Below are 16,871 nucleotides of genomic sequence, written 5' to 3'. Positions count from 1 at the left end.
ATCTATCCATCGTTAAGATATCTTGGAACGTGCGTTACGCATCATCTTCCACCGTGCGTACGCGTTCAATCACAGCCCCAGGAAAAGAGTCCAGAATCGATTTTACGAAAGGATCTTCTGAAGCCTTGGAAATAGTCTGCTCGTGCAGCGTTGGTTCGCCGGCATCATTAGAAATGCTCACGACCCATCGTTCGCCGGTTTGCGCTTTGAGAAACGCCCCCAAATTACCTGCAACGTCTTGCGGCGTTCCTTTCTTTGGCCGGATTTCGATACGCCCATGTTCAAACCGAACCAGATGGACGGTATGGATCAACTGGCCCGCCAGCTTAGCCTGACGATTGGCTTCACACAGCGCAACAACATCCGAGAGTGACTCCAGTTTGTGTGCAACAGCCTCATCTTCACTTGCGTGCACAACGTTTTCCGGCGCCAATTCTGGCGCGACGGAAACTGCGGCGGCGTTTGAACCGTTTGAAGCGCCACCAGTCTGAGCGGACATGCCACTGCCAACACTGGGGGCTTGTCCATGACTTGCGCCAGAAGATTTGGCTCCAGGAGCCGCACCAGATGGAGACTTAGCTGCTGCCCCACCTTGCTGCTCAAGCGCCTTAAGCGCATCGTCGGGGGTCGGTAAATCTGCTGTATACGCCAATCGCACCAGGGTCATCTCAGCCGCCTGCAACGGCATTGGCGCGGTCCGCGCCTCACCCAAACCCTTAAGCAGCATTTGCCAGGTGCGTGTGATCACCGGCATAGACAAAGCGGCCGCCATATCCTTACCGCGTGTGCGCTCGGCTTCCGCGACCAAAGCTTCATCAGCCCCATCCGGCGCAACTTTGAGACGGGTTAGCCAGTGTGTGAGTTCAAGGAGGTCTTGTAAAACGACGATTGGATCAGCGCCAGAGGCGTATTGGCTGGCCAGAAGATCCAGTCCTGTTTTGACATCACCCCGCAACACCGCATCTAATAAATCAAACACCTGAATGCGGTCGGCCAAACCCAGCATGTCGCGGACTTGGGCTTCATCAACAAGCGGCGGGCCATCGCCAGAAGCCGATTGTGAAATCGCCTGATCAAGAATCGATAAGCCATCCCGCGCAGAGCCATCGGCGGCGCGCGCGATCAAAGCCAACGCCTCGGGCGCCACCTGCGCGCCTTCTTTCTCGGCAATGGACTCAAACAAACCACTGAGGTGCTCTGCACTGATGCGCCGCAAATCAAATCGCTGACAGCGCGACAAGACGGTGACCGGAACTTTACGGATTTCAGTTGTCGCGAAAATAAACTTCACATGCTCCGGCGGTTCTTCAAGCGTCTTCAACAACGCATTGAACGCCTGATTCGACAGCATGTGGACTTCATCAATGATGTAAATCTTGGTGCGGGCTGAGGTTGGCCGGTAGCGCACCCCATCAAGCAATTCCCGAATATCATCTACGCCGGTGCGGCTGGCCGCATCCATTTCCAACACATCAACATGGCGGTCTTCAGCAATGGAGCGGCAATGTTCACATACACCACAGGGCGACGCAGTGGGGCCGCCAGCACCCTCGGGTCCAATGCAGTTCAGCGCGCGGGCAATCAGACGAGCGGCTGTGGTTTTGCCAGTCCCGCGTACGCCGGTCAGCATATACGCCTGGGCTAGACGGCCAGAGGCAATCGCGTTGGTGAGCGTGCGAACCACGGTGTCTTGCCCGACCAAATCACCGAAAGTGGTTGGACGGTATTTGCGAGCCAACACCTGGTAAGCTGGCTTGGGTTTTGCAACCGCATTTTGGCCATCCAGATCAAGCCCCCCAGAGTTATCCGCTGAGCTTTCCGCGCCGACATCGCCTTCCGTGTTCGGCTTGTCGGTCATGAGGCATCCATCCGTAAGCGGGAAAGGTTAAACAAAAAAGGTGAGGTCCTGACGGCGACCCAGGCGGAAACTCGTTACGGCTGCTTCCTTCCGGACCTGACCGGGTTGGCGAGGCGCCCGTCCACCGCCAGTCCCTCAACTGCACTATATCAAACGTCCAGCCCTCAGACGCAAGGGGTTCTGCTGTACAGACTTGCCAAACTGGTCCGAACCCTTCAATAACAGGGCTAAACCTGGACTTTCATTAAGTTATCCACAGGCCATAACAAACGACATGACTGACGAAAAAAATACGACTCAGATCCCACGGCCCGTCGTTCTTTGCATTCTGGACGGTTGGGGCCACCGCACGGAGCGGGAGAACAACGCTATAGCGCTGGCAAATACCCCAACCTGGGACAGCTGGATGGCCGCATCAGGACACCCGCATGCTTTGGTCGAGACCAGCGGGTTAGATGTTGGACTGCCAACCGGGCAGATGGGCAATTCTGAAGTGGGGCATATGAACATCGGCGCTGGCCGTGTTGTGCTTCAGGACCTGCCACAAATTGACGCCGCCGTGGTCGATGGCTCGCTGGCGAACCGGCCAGATTTATTGGCCTTCATTGAGACACTCAAAAAGAGCGGTGGAACCTGTCACCTCATGGGGCTGCTATCCCCCGGCGGAGTCCATTCTCACCAAGACCACATGGTCGCCCTTGCCAAGGCCGTTTCGGCGGAAGGCGTGCCGGTGCAGATTCACGCTTTTCTGGATGGGCGGGATACGCCGCCAAAGTCAGCGCATGGTTTCATGGCAAAGTTTTTGAGCGACATCACGGGCCTAGCTAAAGTGTCCATCGTAACGCTCAGCGGGCGCTATTTCAGCATGGACCGCGACAATCGCTGGGACCGGGTGGCCCGCGCTTATGCCGCCATTGCCAATGGCCAAGGCGCATCGGCCCAAAACCCATTAGAGGCCATTGACTCGGCTTATGCGGAGGGGACCACAGATGAATTTGTTGAACCCGTCGTTCTTAATGGGTACCCGGGAATTGCGCAGGGTGACGGCATTCTGATGGCGAACTTCCGGGCAGACCGCGCACGAGAGATTCTGAGCGCCCTGCTGGACCCTGACTTTGAGGAGTTTGACCGTGGCACACTCAAACATATCGACTGCGCCCTTGGTATGGCGGAGTACTCCACAAAACTAACGGAGCAGATGTCTGTCTTGTTTCCATCTGCGATTCCAGAAAATAGCCTCGGTCAAGTTGTCGCCGATCACGGACTGACACAATTACGCATCGCCGAAACTGAAAAGTACGCTCACGTCACCTTCTTCTTAAACGGAGGGCAAGAGACGGAGTTTACGGGAGAAGAACGCATCCTGGTGCCAAGCCCAGATGTGGCCACTTATGATCTCAAGCCAGAGATGTCTGCGGCAGAGGTCACCGACCACTTAGTCAACGCCATCGACTCCGGCGTCTTTGACCTGATTGTCGTCAACTATGCCAACGGTGACATGGTGGGACATACGGGTGTTTTATCTGCAGCCATCAAGGCCGCTGAAACCCTTGATGCCTGTCTCAACAGATTGGCCGCCGCCGTTCATAAAGCGGGCGGAGCCCTGCTGGTCACCGCGGATCATGGCAACTGTGAACTGATGGTCGATCCTGACACCAAGGCGCCACATACGGCGCATACCATCGGCAAAGTCCCAGTGGTTCTTGTTGGCGCTGACTCCGTCGGCCAACTGCATGACGGGCGGCTCTCGGATCTGGCACCCACCGTTCTGGACCTTATGGGCCTGGATCAACCTACAGAAATGACCGGACATTCGTTGCTGAACCGGTCTGCCACTGCCCCACGCCGTGCTGCTGAGTAAACACCACAGCACCACGAAAACACGCCGCGGTGTCGTCATCGACCTTTGCGCCTGTCTTTGCGCGTGTCTTGTGGTGGTGGCGACAACCTTCTCATTCCCCATTTCAGCACACGCACAGCAGGATGACAGCCTCCCAAGCACCTCAGATCTACAGGCCGTTCAGCAAGACCTAAAACGCGAGCAAGCCGCACGCGCAGAAGCTGAGCAACGGGCCACTCAAGCTGCCGCCGATGCCGCCACCTTACAAACCAACATGATTGCCGCTGCAAAACGCATCCAAGAGCGCGAACAAACTCTGACCGATTTAGAAACCCAATTGGCCGGATTGGAACAACAACGTGAAACGCTGGCGGCGGAACTCATGGAGAAAGATGCGCAAATGCGGGATGTCCTGCTCGCCTTAGAGCGCTTGGCTGTAAGGCCAACGGATGCGCTGTTGCTACAACCCTTGCGTCCAGCCGACGCGGTGCGGTCTGGACTTGTATTGTCTGCAGCCATTCCCGCCCTGACCGAAAACGCGGCGCAACTCCAAATCGACCTGGATGCGCTGTACCAAACCCATGCCGCCATCATTGACCGTCGCAGTGAAGTGGCCCGCACGACACTCGACTTGGTCAACGACCAGGACCGGCTGGAACGCCTTTATGCAGAAAAAACGGAGTTGCAAAAGGGATTTGAACGCAAGGCCACCGACGCCGAACGCCGAATCGCTAATTTAGCCAAAGAAGCAAATGACCTGCGTGAATTGCTCGACAAGGTCATGGCGGAACGTCTGCGACAACAAGCCGAAGAGGCCGAGCGGGCCGCAAAAGAAGCGCCTGTTCTGACGCCACCCTCAGGCGCAGCACCCTCACCCGAAATAATTACGGCAAGACGTCCGTTGCCGCCTCAATCTGCTCCGCCAGCCTCCAGATCCTTTACCAAAGCCCGCGGAACACTGCCTTTTCCAGCCGCCGGACGGCTGTCAAACCGCTATGGAGAAGAAACCGGAAATGAGGGCCGCGCCAAAGGCATAACCATCAACACCCGCGCGGCGGCCCAGGTGATCGCCCCCTTTGATGGCGTTGTCGCGTTTTCCGGTCCTTTCCGGGGATACGGCCAACTCTTGATCCTGGAACATAGCGAGGGATACCATACGCTTCTCGCTGGCATGACCCGACTGGACAGTGACGTTGGACAACGTGTTTTGGCCGGAGAACCAGTAGGTGTAATGTCACCGGACGGTGATCCCTCACTGTATGTTGAGTTGCGCCGGAACGGCCAACCTATTAATCCTTTGCCGTGGCTGGCAGCTCGAACCAATGAGAACCGTGGATGACCCGAACTTTTTTTGCTTCCCTTAGTTTATTAGCCTTTGGTGCCCTGAGCGCCCCGATGTCGTCGCCTGCATGGTCAGATGACAAATTTTCTGACGACACCTATCGCCAGCTTGAGCTGTTCGGCAATGTGTTCGAGCGCGTCCGCAAGGATTATGTGGAAGACATTTCAGACCAAGACCTGATTGAAGCCGCTATTAACGGCATGCTGACCTCTTTGGACCCGCATTCCAGTTTTCTGACTGCCAAGAGCTTCGAAGACATGCAGGAGCAAACCAAGGGTGAGTTTGGTGGCTTGGGCATTGAGGTCACCATGGAAAATGGTTTTGTGAAGGTGGTCACCCCGATTGATGACACGCCGGCTTTTGAGGCTGGATTACAGCCCAACGACTACATCACCACCATTGATGGTGAGAGCGTTCTGGGTCTGACCTTGAGTGACGCCGTAGACATGATGCGGGGGCTGGTGGACACCGACATCACCATTGGCGTGCGCAGAGAGGGGGTTGAGCCTTTTGACGTCACCCTGACCCGTGCCGTCATTAAAGTGCGGTCTGTGCGCTACCGCGCGGAAGGCGACGTCGGATACATCCGCATCACTTCCTTTAACGAGCAAACCCAGGCCGGGCTTGAAGAAGGCATCGCCAGCATCAAGCAAGAATTGGGCGCAACCCTGAAAGGGTATGTGCTGGACTTACGCAACAATCCGGGCGGATTGCTTGATCAGGCTGAATCCGTGACCGACACCTTTTTGGACCGGGGCGAAATCGTCTCGACCCGCACCCGCTATAGCGAAGAAACCAAGCGTACAATGGCCAAGAAAGGCGATCTAACCGATAGCATGCCGATTGTTGTGCTGATCAACGATGGTTCAGCATCGGCCTCTGAAATTGTTGCGGGTGCGCTGCAGGATCATGGCCGCGCGATCATTCTGGGCACCAAGTCCTTCGGTAAAGGCTCGGTCCAAACGATCATTCCAATGCAAGACAACAATGCCATGCGCTTGACCACGGCGCGCTATTACACCCCCTCAGGGCGCTCGATCCAGGGCACCGGCATTGAACCGGACATTCTTGTCCGCCCGGCCACGGTGGAGCGCTTGGCCCCGCGCGGACAGCGCAGCGAATCCAGCCTACGCGGATCTTTGGAAAACGACACACTGGACGAGGATATCAAGGAAGCGGAGCCCACGGCAGAACGCACCACCCAGGATGTGGACGACTACCAGCTGGCGCGCGCGCTTGATCTGATCCAGGGCTTGGCCTTGTACCGGCAAAACCTGACCAACTAGGGCGCCCTAGGCTGTCCAATTTTAAGGCCCTGTTAAGGGCCTCGATATAGGGTCAGGTTGACGGATTGCGTTTAACCCAATTCGGTGGGGGTAGAACTGTGGCCTTTTCCATGGCGTCACTCAAAGGTCTGTTTAAGCGCAACAAAAAGGCGCAAGACCCATTTGGTGGTGATGATGACGAAGATTTCTACGAAGAAGATGTCTTCGACGATGACTCAGATGAGAGCGGCCTTGGTCGTAAAATAGCCTTTGGCCTGAGCGGGGTCATGGGTCTTCTGCTGATCGGGTTTATTGTCACGGCTGTTATGACCGCCGACGAGTCCGCCGGGCCTGTCACTGGCAGCATTCCGACAGAAATTGCCCAGGTTGTCTCTGAGGATGGAGAGGTTCTTGAAACGCTGATTCCCATGGAGCCCCTTGATCCAGCAGCATCTGGGTCAACCGCGCCTGGGACAACAGCCGCAGACGGCCCCATCGCCTTACCGCCCATCACAGACGGATCAGAAATCGTCGGGGATTCAACCGTCGAAACCGATCGCTCGGCAAGCCGTAGGCCCTGGCTGGCTGGCAACGACGACACGACCGAACCGCAAGATTCTCGTGCGGGTCGGCAGACAGGGTCCATGGCCGATCTCCTGCGTCGCACGCAGGAAGGTGAGCCTGGGCTAAATCAAGCCGCGCTGCCACCAAGCGCACGTCAGGCCGAAGTTTTAGAGCCAAACACACCCGAACTCACGGCTGAAGATCCGACTGAAGACACGCAGCTAGCCGCACTGCCGTCACCCGCAGATCCAGCAACTACTGATCCAATCGCGAACCCAGAGTCAGCCCCAGAGCGTGATGCCCTCGCGATTGCGAAACCTGGGCTCCTGCCCGGAGCACCACGTCGGTTTACAGCAGACACGGCCGCCGCCGACGGCACCCAAGGCAACGCTCCGCGTCTGGTCGAGCCCGTGACGCCGCCAACGGATAGCCGTTCCATCAGCGCTGCGCCACCTCACTTCTCCACCCTGCCCGATGCGGAAGAACTTGTGCAGGACCCCAACGCCAGAGCGCGGGTGGCCATTATTGTTGAAGGTCTAGGGCTTAATCGTGAGGCCACCGAAGCCGCCATTAAATCATTGCCAGCATCAGTGACGTTGGCCTTTAGCCCCTATACGCGAGATTTGCAGGACTGGTTGCGCAGAGCGACAGAGGCCGGACATGAAGTCCTGGTTGAAGTGCCGCTTGAGAGTAATCGTTTCCCAGCGGATGATCCTGGGCCATTGGGATTGCTGACCTCTCTTGATCAAATTCAGAACGTCGAACGTTTAACGGCGATCTTAAATGAGGCTGATGGATCAGCGGGTATTTTAGACAACTCTGGCAGCCGCTTCCGGGAGTCGACCTCGCACATCAATTTGCTGATGAATAATTTGGACGCCCGCAATCTGTTTTACGTCCAAGGGCGGCCTGGCCTGCGTCTTGGCAACGACCGGGTGCCAACGGCGACGGCAGATATTGTGTTGGATGAACGGGCCTTCCGCGCCTCCATCGATGCGCGTCTCGATTACATTGAGCAACTGGCCAAATACAAAGGCAATTCTGTCGCCGTGGCCTCTGCAAAGCCTGTAACCTTTGAACGTATTACGCTGTGGCTGGACAACGTCGGCCAACGCGGCATCGCGCTGGCACCGGTGTCTCAAGTTCTGATTCGATAGATTACGCGGCGTGGCAAAGACTAAGCGCGGATATCGGCAAGGGGTTGGAGTCGTTCTATTGAACGCCGAGAACCGTGTATTTGTGGCACAACGTATCGACACCAAAGAGCCAGCCTGGCAGATGCCCCAAGGCGGACTTGATCAGGGGGAAGACCCTTACGCCGCAGCGCTGAGAGAATTGGAAGAAGAAACCGGTACCAACAAAGCAGCCCTGATCGCAGAAACCAAAGACTGGCTGCGCTATGACCTGCCGGAAGACCTGCAAACCAAAATGTGGAAGGGCAAGTACCGTGGCCAGGAGCAGAAGTGGTATCTGATGCGCTTCACCGGCACTGATGCCGACATCAACATCGACACCGAACACCCAGAATTTTCGGAGTGGAAATGGGCGGAATTCAAAACCCTGCCCGATATGATTGTGGGCTTTAAGAAAGAGTTATACAACCAAATCGTTACGGCTTTTAAGGACCATATCGTCGCTGCGGATTAAGTCACGCTGCCAACGCGGTTTCGAAAAGCACGCCCCTTTAGCGAAATACCCCACCACAATATTTTTGAAAGAAGTTTGGTGGCCACACTCGTTGGCTCCAACCCCGCCGCCTGAGACATCATATGCCCGGCGCGACGCACATGTTTGTGCTGGTAAAAAGCCAACGCGCGTTCCGTATACGCGGCGCTTGCGGCAGAGCACTCATACGGCCCTTCGAGGCTGTTACCGGCATGATAGGCGGAAGCCAATTCATCGTCGGAGGTTTCACGGAACCGCGTGACAACCACTTTGAGGCGCTGCCAGGTCGAAAGATTTTCCTGGATCTGATAGCGGCTCAAATGAGTGGCGAACAATTTATAATGCCGGAATTCATCGGCGGCGATGTGCTTGCAAATCGCCCGCAACACAGGCTCCTCAATCGCATCCCGCATGGCCGAGTAAAACGAGCTGGTGCCGGTTTCCACAACACAGCGCGCGCAGAGTTCAGCCGCACGGGACCCACGAACGGACTCGGTGGCCTCAACCGGAATACGATAGAGCTGTTTGAAGGTGTCAAACGCGGCGTCGAAATCGAAGGTTGGGTCGGCCAGTGCCGCCCACTGCCCCAAAACGATGCCGTGCTGTTCTTCCTCATCGGCCCAGACACGTGCGGCCTGTTGGAAAACCTCATCACCCTCAAAAACATTGGCGAGATAATGGCCGTAGTCTGCGCCATTGCGCTCGACCAGCGCTGCCGTTTTGATGACCTTGAGCACATCCGCATTGACCTTCGTGGGGTCAAAGTCGCTCCAGGGAATATCGTCTAGTGTCCAGGTGGACATAGGGTGTTTGAGTCCCACGGCAGGTTCAGTGGTGCAGAGGACAGATTAGAACAACGAAGCTTATCGCGCAAAACGCAGGTTTAAGCAGCTTCACTTAAAACGCGGGACATTTCATCGGCAACGAACATTGCTTTTTCTGCCGCGACGCGTTCTTGGTCATTTGAAGCGCTTTGCAGTTTCTGCTCTGCGATTGCGCGGCGGGCGGCAATTGCCTCGGATGACAATTCAGACACGTCGATGGCTTCATCAACCAACAAAGTGCAGCCCGATGGATTCACCTCAGCAAACCCGCCATCAACAAAGAACGACTTGGATGGTGCTGCCGTTACACTTTCATGGACCGTCACAACACCCGGACGCAGAGTCGACAGCAGCGGCATGTGATCTGGCAGCACGCCGAAGTATCCTTCGATACCCGGCACAACCACCATACCGACAGCGTCTGACATCAGCAGCTTGGCTGGTGACACAAGATCAAGTTGAAGAGTATCGGCCATGGCGTTTGCTTTCCTGTCTCAGTTCCAGCTTTAAGCCGCTTCAGCCATCTTCTTGCCCTTGGCAACCGCATCTTCAATGGTCCCCACCATGTAGAACGCTTGCTCTGGCAAGTGATCGTATTCGCCGTCCACAATGCCTTTGAAGGCTTTAATGGTGTCTTCCAGGCCAACGAACACGCCTGGTGAACCGGTAAAGACTTCGGCCACAAAGAACGGCTGTGACAGGAAACGCTGAATTTTGCGGGCACGGGCCACGACCAGCTTATCTTCTTCAGACAGTTCATCCATACCCAGAATGGCAATGATATCTTGCAGACCTTTGTAGGTTTGCAGAACACGTTGCACTTCACGCGCGGTTTTGTAGTGCTCTTCCCCAACGACCAGCGGATCAAGCGCGCGCGAGGTTGAATCCAGCGGATCCACAGCCGGATAAATACCAAGCTCGGAAATGGCACGCGACAACACGGTTGTGGCATCCAAGTGGGCAAACGATGTGGCCGGGGCCGGATCGGTCAAGTCATCGGCCGGCACGTAAACGGCTTGCACAGAGGTGATGGAGCCCTTCTTGGTGGAGGTGATGCGTTCCTGCAGCGCGCCCATATCGGTGGCCAATGTTGGCTGATAGCCCACAGCAGAGGGGATGCGGCCCAACAGGGCGGACACTTCAGAACCCGCTTGGGTGAAACGGAAGATGTTATCGACGAACAGCAGCACGTCTTTGCCTTCTTCGTCGCGGAAGTATTCGGCTTGAGTCAGCGCCGACAACGCAACACGGGCACGGGCACCCGGCGGCTCGTTCATCTGACCGAACACCAACGACACGCGGCTTTCACCGTCGAGGTTGATAATCCCGGACTCGATCATTTCATGATAAAGATCGTTACCTTCACGGGTCCGCTCGCCAACACCGGCGAACACAGAATATCCGCCGTGGCCTTTGGCAACGTTGTTGATCAGTTCTTGAATGAGCACGGTTTTACCCACACCAGCACCACCGAACAGGCCAACCTTACCACCCTTGGTGTAAGGCGCGAGCAGGTCGATCACCTTAATGCCGGTGATCAGAATTTCGGTTTCCGTTGATTGCTCAACAAAAGAGGGCGCAGGACGGTGAATCGGGAAGTAGTCTTTGGCATCGACGGGGCCACGCTCATCCACGGGCTCGCCAACCACGTTCATGATCCGGCCAAGAACACCAGGACCGACAGGCATACGAATAGGAGAGCCTGTATCCTCGACTTTCTGACCGCGAACCAGACCTTCGGTGGCATCCATGGCGATACACCGCACGGTGCTTTCCCCAAGGTGCTGTGAGACTTCCAACACCAGGCGCTTGCCCTGGTTTTCCAGATGCAGCGCATTCAGGATATTCGGCAATTCCCCGTCAAACTTAACGTCAACGACGGCACCTGTAACCTGGGCGATGGTTCCGACACTATTGTTAGCCATTGGCTCGCTCCTCTCGAACGCTTTCGTTCGGTTTTAAAATTCTGGAGGCCCTAAAGGGCTTCAGCTCCAGAAATGATTTCAATCAGTTCAGTTGTAATCTGCGCTTGGCGCGTACGGTTGTATTTCATCTTCAGCTTGTCGATCATATCACCGGCGTTGCGAGTCGCGCTGTCCATGGCAGACATCCGCGCACCTTGCTCAGAAGCTCCGTTTTCAAGGAGCGCCCGGAAAATCTGGATCGCCAGATTGCGTGGCAAAAGATCAGTGAGAATTTCGGTATCAGACGGTTCGTACTCGTATCCACCGCCACCTGCAGCGCTTTCTTCGCCCTCTGCAAGTTCAGGAATGGGGAACGGAATAACCTGCTGGCGTGTCACTTCTTGCGTCATCGCAGAGACAAAGTTGGCGTACACCAACGTGCAGACATCAAAGTCACCCGCGTTAAACATGGACGTCACACCCTGAGCGATATGCATGGCCTCAGAGAAGGATGAAACCGTGCGCCCAAACTCATCGAAGTGACCGACCATATGATCGGCGTAATCACGCTTCAGGTTGTCGCGGCTTTTGGTCCCAACCGTGTAAATTTTGACTGCCTTACCGTGCGCCAGCAAATCGCGGATAAGCGCGCGGGCACTGCGAATAATGTTGGTGTTGAAGCCGCCGCAAAGCCCGCGGTTTGCCGTCATCACAACAACAAGGTGTGAGTCGTCTTTCCCGGTACCCGCCAAAAGGGGTGGCGCACCAGCCTGGCCAACAGCCCCGCCGGCGAGATTGCCCAGCATGCTCTCCATACGTTGTGCATAGGGACGGGCTTGCTCGGCAGCGTCTTGCGCACGGCGCAACTTGGACGCGGCGACCATCTTCATCGCAGACGTAATCTTCTTGGTCGATTGGACCGAGGTGATCCGTAACCTCAGGTCCTTCAGGCTTGCCATAACGCGGGCCTTTCCCTATCCGATCCTAGTCCCAGCGCTTAACTAAACGCCTTGGCGAAGTCATCGAGGAAGCTCTTGAGTTTTTCCTCAGTGTCTTTGCTGACCGCTTTTTCAGTCCGAATGCTGGTCAGAATCTCCGGGGCCTTGTCTTTCACAGCCCCCAGAAGAGACTTCTCAAAACGCTGCACGTCACGCACCTCAATGGCGTCAAGATAGCCCTTGGTGCCAGAGTAAATGGACACAACCTGCTCTTCGAACGGCATCGGCACATATTGGTCTTGCTTCAACAGTTCGGTCAGACGCACACCACGGGCCAGCAATTTCTGCGTCGCTGGATCAAGGTCAGAGGCGAACTGCGCGAACGCAGCCATTTCACGATACTGCGCCAAATCAAGCTTGATACCGCCCGAGACGGACTTCATCGCTTTGGTTTGCGCGGCAGAGCCCACACGCGACACCGACAGACCAACGTTCACAGCCGGGCGGATGCCTTGGTAGAACAACTCTGTTTCCAAGAAGATCTGACCATCGGTGATCGAAATCACGTTGGTTGGAATGTACGCGGACACGTCGTTGGCTTGGGTTTCCACAACCGGTAACGCGGTGAGTGAGCCAGAGCCGTTGTCGGCGTTCATCTTGGCGGCGCGCTCGAGCAAACGTGAGTGAAGGTAGAACACATCCCCTGGGAACGCTTCGCGACCCGGCGGACGACGCAGCAACAGGGACATCTGACGATAGGCCACAGCTTGCTTGGTCAAATCATCATAGAAAATCACCGCATGCTTGCCGTTGTCGCGGAACCATTCGCCGATGGTGCACCCGGAGTACGGTGCAAGAAACTGCATGGGCGCAGGATCGGACGCGGTGGCTGCAACGATACAGGTGTATTCAAGCGCGCCATAGTCGGCCAGTGTCTTCACAACCTGGGCCACGGTCGAACGCTTTTGACCGACGGCGACGTAGACACAGTAAAGCTTTTCTGAGTCATCTTTAGCCGCGTCGTTGATTTTTTTCTGGTTGATGATGGTGTCCAGAATAACAGCGGTCTTGCCGGTCTGACGGTCACCAATGATCAACTCACGCTGGCCACGGCCAACGGGGATCAAGGAATCGATGGCTTTGAGGCCGGTTTGAACTGGCTCATTCACCGACTGACGTGGAATAATGCCCGGCGCTTTCAACTCAGCGAGACGACGCTCTGAGCTATCTATATCGCCCTTGCCGTCGATGGGATTACCAAGCGCATCAACCACGCGACCAAGAAGACCCAGACCAACCGGCACATCAACAATGTCCCCGGTCCGCTTAACAACGTCCCCTTCTTTAATGCCGCTGTCATCACCGAACAGCACGATCCCGACGTTGTCGGTTTCAAGGTTCAGGGTCATCCCCTTAATGCCGCCTGGGAACTCGACCATCTCGCCAGCCTGGACATTATCGAGGCCGTAAACACGGGCGATCCCGTCACCGACGGAGAGAACCTGACCGACTTCGGCGGATTCAGCTTCAGTGCCAAAATTGGCGATCTGCTCTTTTAGAATTGCGGAAATTTCTGCGGCGCGGATTTCCATTTATCCGACCCCTTTCATTGATAGCTTCAGGCGTTGCAGCTTGGACTTGAGTGAACTGTCGACCATGCGTGACCCAACACGCACAATCAGCCCACCAAGAATGGTTGGATCAACTTTAGTGGTAACTGCGACGGATGTACCGATCGCAGATTTGAGAGCGTCCGCCAGAGATTGGCTTTGGCCATCAGACAACTCGGTCGCAGAGGTCACTTCAGCAGTAACCAGACCACGGCGGGCCGCCAGAATAGATTGATAGGCACGGATCATGTCCGGCAGGGCGAAAAGACGGCGATTGTTCGCAATCAAGCCGAGAAATTTCGCGGTAATGTCAGACAGGCCCGCTTTGGCTGAAATGGCGGCAATGCCTTTGGTTTGGTCTTCACGGCTAAGCACCGGGCTTTTGATAAAGCGGGTGAAATCGCCGTTTTCATCAATAACAGCCTGCAAACCCTGGAGGTCGGACGCGACCAGATCCAGTGCGCCGGACTCATCAGCAAGGTCATAAAGGGCCGAGGCATATCTAGCGGCTAAACCGCCAACCACTGCTCCGTCCGATGCCATCCCAATTTCCCTTCAAGGCGACAGTTCGCCCCAAGCCTATATTTAAGCCGCGTCTCAGAGCGCTCCAAGACTCGTCTGTTTTCTCATCCTGAATGAGAACTAAGCGATTGATTTTATTAGCGATCTTGGAACCCAGAACGGACCCCTCGGCCACCGCGAATGGGGTGGTATCATAACGGGATGTGCGTTGCAACAGAGTCCCGCAGCGACTCTGGATTAATAGAAACTATAGGGGTCCACATCGACCTGAACCCGCACCGATGATGGCAGCTTCACAGACCCCAGCCACGCCCGAATCAGTGGCTGTAAAAGCCGGTTGCGCGGCCCTTTGATCAGGAACCGATGACGATGGCGGCCCCGCAGCAAAGCCATAAAGGCTGGCGCGGGGCCAAGAATTTCCACTCCGGAGGCTTTTGGGGCCGTGCGGGCCAGATCACGTCCGGCCTGGCGCACCGCCTCCTCGTTCATGCCCGACAGAATAAGGGCCACAAGCCGGCCAAACGGCGGCATACCCAGGCTCCGCCGGCCATCGGCTTCCGTTTCCATGAATTGATCCGAATCCGCGCTGATTAGGGCCTGCAAGACGGGATGCTTGGGATCGTGGGTTTGCAGAAACACGCGCCCGGGTTTTTGCGCCCGGCCCGCCCGGCCGGAGACCTGATGCAACAACTGATGGGTGCGCTCGCCGGCACGCAAATCCCAACTGGACAAGCCGAGATCCGCATCGACCACACCCACCAGAGTCAAACCTGGAAAGTGATGCCCTTTGGCCAGCACTTGGGTCCCGACGATAATATCAATCTGCCCACGCTCAACGGCCTCGACCAGGGCCGCCATCGCAGAGGGACGCTCCAAAGTATCACTGGCAACAGCCACCACGCGATGCTCCGGCCAGCGCGCGGCAGCTTCTTCGGCGACGCGTTCAATGCCGGGGCCGCAGGGCACAAAACTGTCGGCCTTGCCACAACTGGAACAAGTTTCAGGCTTGGGAGCCACAAAGCCACAATGATGACATTGCAACCGCTTGGCCAGACGATGCTCGACCAACCAGGCGGTGCAACTGGGACAATGCAGCCGATGCCCGCAGGTGCCGCAGAGAGTGAGCGGCGCATAACCGCGCCGATTGAGGAACAACAGCGCCTGCTCGCCCGCGGCCAGCGCTTCATCAATGGCCGTCACCAGCGGCGGCGCCAGCCAGGAGCGGCCCCAGGGGCCCTTTTCAGGCCGGTCTTTGATCATATTGATGAGTGTGACCTCTGGTAGTGTCGCACCGCCGACACGAGCCTCAAGTTTGACATGCCGGTAGCGGCCCGCTTGGGCATTGAGCAGGGTTTCCAGCGACGGTGTCGCCGAGGCCAGCACGATGGGAATATTACCTTCCCGCGCCCGCACCACCGCCATATCGCGGGCGTGATAAATCACACCGTCTTCCTGTTTAAACCCGGCGTCGTGCTCTTCATCAACAACGATGAGACCGAGATCAACAAAGGGCAAAAACAGCGCCGAGCGCGCCCCGACCACCACCCGGGCGTCGCCATTGCCAGCCGCCCGCCAGGTTTCACGACGCACCTTGCCTGTAACATCCGAGTGCCAGACCGCCGGATCAACGCCAAACCGCGCCCGAAACCGCTCCAGCCATTGGGTCGTGAGCGCAATCTCCGGCACCAACACCAGAACCTGGGTGTTGGCTTTGAGCGCCATGGCGATGGGTTCGAAGTACACTTCGGTTTTACCCGAGCCAGTCACCCCTTCGAGCAGCGACACGGAAAACCCCTGACCCACAGCGGCCGCCAATTCAGTGGCGGCGGTGCGCTGATCCAGTTCCAAGACCAAACCGGGCCGTGTGGGATCAGGCGCCTTAAACATATGCGCTGGCGGCACCTGTTTGGCCGTCAACGCCCCAGCGTCGGCCAAACCATTGACCACCGACGCGCTAACCCCGGCTTTTTTGGCCAAAGACGCCGCCCCGCGCACGGGATAGTTGGCGACAACATCCAGCACCTTCTGACGCGCCTCGGTGAGACGCAGTTTTTCGGGCAGAGTTGGAACTGACCGATACTCGGTCTCGAGCGCCACGGGTTTTAACCCCCGCGCCGCGCGCATAGACATACGCAGGACCACACCCTTGGGCTGGACGGTGTAATCGGCCACCCAGTCGATGAACGTCATCAGCGCTTGAGGCAGACGGGGCAGATCGAGCCGGTGCACCACGTCTTTGATTTTGGCGGGATCGAGATCACCCGCCCCTGGGCCCCAGACCACGCCGGTGTCGAATCGGCGGCCTAAGGGCACTTCAACCAGATCGCCCACCGTCAGGGTGAGCCCCTCTGGCACCCGGTAATCGTAAGCCCCCTCGACCGGCAACGGCAGCAGCACAGCCACATGATTACCCGGACCAAACGTCACTGATTTAGGGGCCAGCTTCGGGTTGGGTGTAAAAAGACTCTGAGATGGGGTACTTGATTGCTGCATAGTGTCCTGGTCATATCATACCCCGCCTCTGATCAGGACAGAGGGA

The 16,871-nt window shown here is 56.7% G+C and carries 13 protein-coding genes and 1 other RNA gene; 5 read left to right on the top strand and 9 right to left on the bottom strand.

From position 1 onward, the window contains the following. Window positions 1–34: 34 nt before the first annotated feature. Both RIC29_11925 and ffs read right to left on the bottom strand, forming a co-directional pair. Entirely contained in the window at window positions 35–1,858 is a 1,824-nt protein-coding gene (locus RIC29_11925) for a DNA polymerase III subunit gamma/tau (GenBank protein MEQ8735624.1), read from the bottom strand. A gap of 38 nt (window positions 1,859–1,896) precedes the next feature. Beyond that, window positions 1,897–1,995, bottom strand: an RNA gene (gene ffs, locus RIC29_11920) — signal recognition particle sRNA small type. 137 nt (window positions 1,996–2,132) lie between these two features. Between ffs and gpmI the strand changes: the two genes are divergently transcribed. The 5 genes from gpmI (at window position 2,133) to RIC29_11895 (ending at window position 8,516) form a co-directional block, all read left to right on the top strand. Beyond that, window positions 2,133–3,719 carry a 2,3-bisphosphoglycerate-independent phosphoglycerate mutase gene (gene gpmI, locus RIC29_11915; GenBank protein ID MEQ8735623.1) on the top strand — a complete coding sequence of 529 codons (1,587 nt, stop codon included), beginning with the start codon at window positions 2,133–2,135 and terminating at the stop codon, window positions 3,717–3,719. After that, entirely contained in the window at window positions 3,706–5,037 is a 1,332-nt protein-coding gene (locus RIC29_11910; protein MEQ8735622.1) for a peptidoglycan DD-metalloendopeptidase family protein, read from the top strand. The genes gpmI and RIC29_11910 overlap by 14 nt, the downstream gene beginning before the upstream one ends. After that, window positions 5,034–6,326: a S41 family peptidase gene (locus RIC29_11905; protein MEQ8735621.1), complete on the top strand. Its 1,293-nt coding sequence runs from the start codon at window positions 5,034–5,036 to the stop codon at window positions 6,324–6,326. The genes RIC29_11910 and RIC29_11905 overlap by 4 nt, the downstream gene beginning before the upstream one ends. Before the next feature lie 110 nt (window positions 6,327–6,436). After that, complete coding sequence (locus tag RIC29_11900) at window positions 6,437–8,026, top strand: divergent polysaccharide deacetylase family protein (GenBank protein ID MEQ8735620.1); 1,590 nt, start codon at window positions 6,437–6,439, stop codon at window positions 8,024–8,026. A gap of 10 nt (window positions 8,027–8,036) precedes the next feature. After that, on the top strand, window positions 8,037–8,516 hold the full coding sequence (locus RIC29_11895; GenBank protein ID MEQ8735619.1) for an RNA pyrophosphohydrolase: 480 nt from the start codon (window positions 8,037–8,039) through the stop codon (window positions 8,514–8,516). Here the strand turns inward: RIC29_11895 and RIC29_11890 are convergent. The 7 genes from RIC29_11890 to RIC29_11860 all read right to left on the bottom strand — a co-directional run bounded on the left by RIC29_11890 (window position 8,513) and on the right by RIC29_11860 (window position 16,825). Next, complete coding sequence (locus tag RIC29_11890; GenBank protein ID MEQ8735618.1) at window positions 8,513–9,337, bottom strand: ferritin-like domain-containing protein; 825 nt, start codon at window positions 9,335–9,337, stop codon at window positions 8,513–8,515. The genes RIC29_11895 and RIC29_11890 overlap by 4 nt on opposite strands. Before the next feature lie 80 nt (window positions 9,338–9,417). After that, the gene (gene atpC, locus RIC29_11885; GenBank protein ID MEQ8735617.1) at window positions 9,418–9,834 is read right to left on the bottom strand and encodes an ATP synthase F1 subunit epsilon; all 417 of its coding nucleotides are present in this window, start codon (window positions 9,832–9,834) and stop codon (window positions 9,418–9,420) included. Window positions 9,835–9,864: 30 nt separating this feature from the next. Continuing rightward, a complete protein-coding gene (gene atpD / locus RIC29_11880) occupies window positions 9,865–11,283 on the bottom strand; it encodes a F0F1 ATP synthase subunit beta (GenBank protein ID MEQ8735616.1) in 1,419 nt (472 codons plus the stop codon). A 50-nt stretch (window positions 11,284–11,333) separates the two neighbouring features. Further along, window positions 11,334–12,221 (bottom strand): F0F1 ATP synthase subunit gamma, encoded by an 888-nt coding sequence (locus RIC29_11875; protein ID MEQ8735615.1) that lies wholly within the window; start codon window positions 12,219–12,221, stop codon window positions 11,334–11,336. A gap of 38 nt (window positions 12,222–12,259) precedes the next feature. Continuing rightward, a complete protein-coding gene (gene atpA / locus RIC29_11870; GenBank protein MEQ8735614.1) occupies window positions 12,260–13,792 on the bottom strand; it encodes a F0F1 ATP synthase subunit alpha in 1,533 nt (510 codons plus the stop codon). Then, window positions 13,793–14,353, bottom strand: coding sequence for a F0F1 ATP synthase subunit delta (locus RIC29_11865; protein MEQ8735613.1), 561 nt, complete (start codon window positions 14,351–14,353; stop codon window positions 13,793–13,795). A 216-nt stretch (window positions 14,354–14,569) separates the two neighbouring features. Continuing rightward, entirely contained in the window at window positions 14,570–16,825 is a 2,256-nt protein-coding gene (locus tag RIC29_11860) for a primosomal protein N' (protein MEQ8735612.1), read from the bottom strand. Window positions 16,826–16,871: the final 46 nt, after the last annotated feature.

The sequence above is a fragment of the Rhodospirillaceae bacterium genome, assembly GCA_040219235.1.
GTDB lineage: Bacteria > Pseudomonadota > Alphaproteobacteria > Rhodospirillales > Rhodospirillaceae > WLXB01.
The sequence above is the reverse complement of the archived record's forward strand: the minus strand, read 5'-3'. Positions and strand labels throughout refer to the sequence as shown.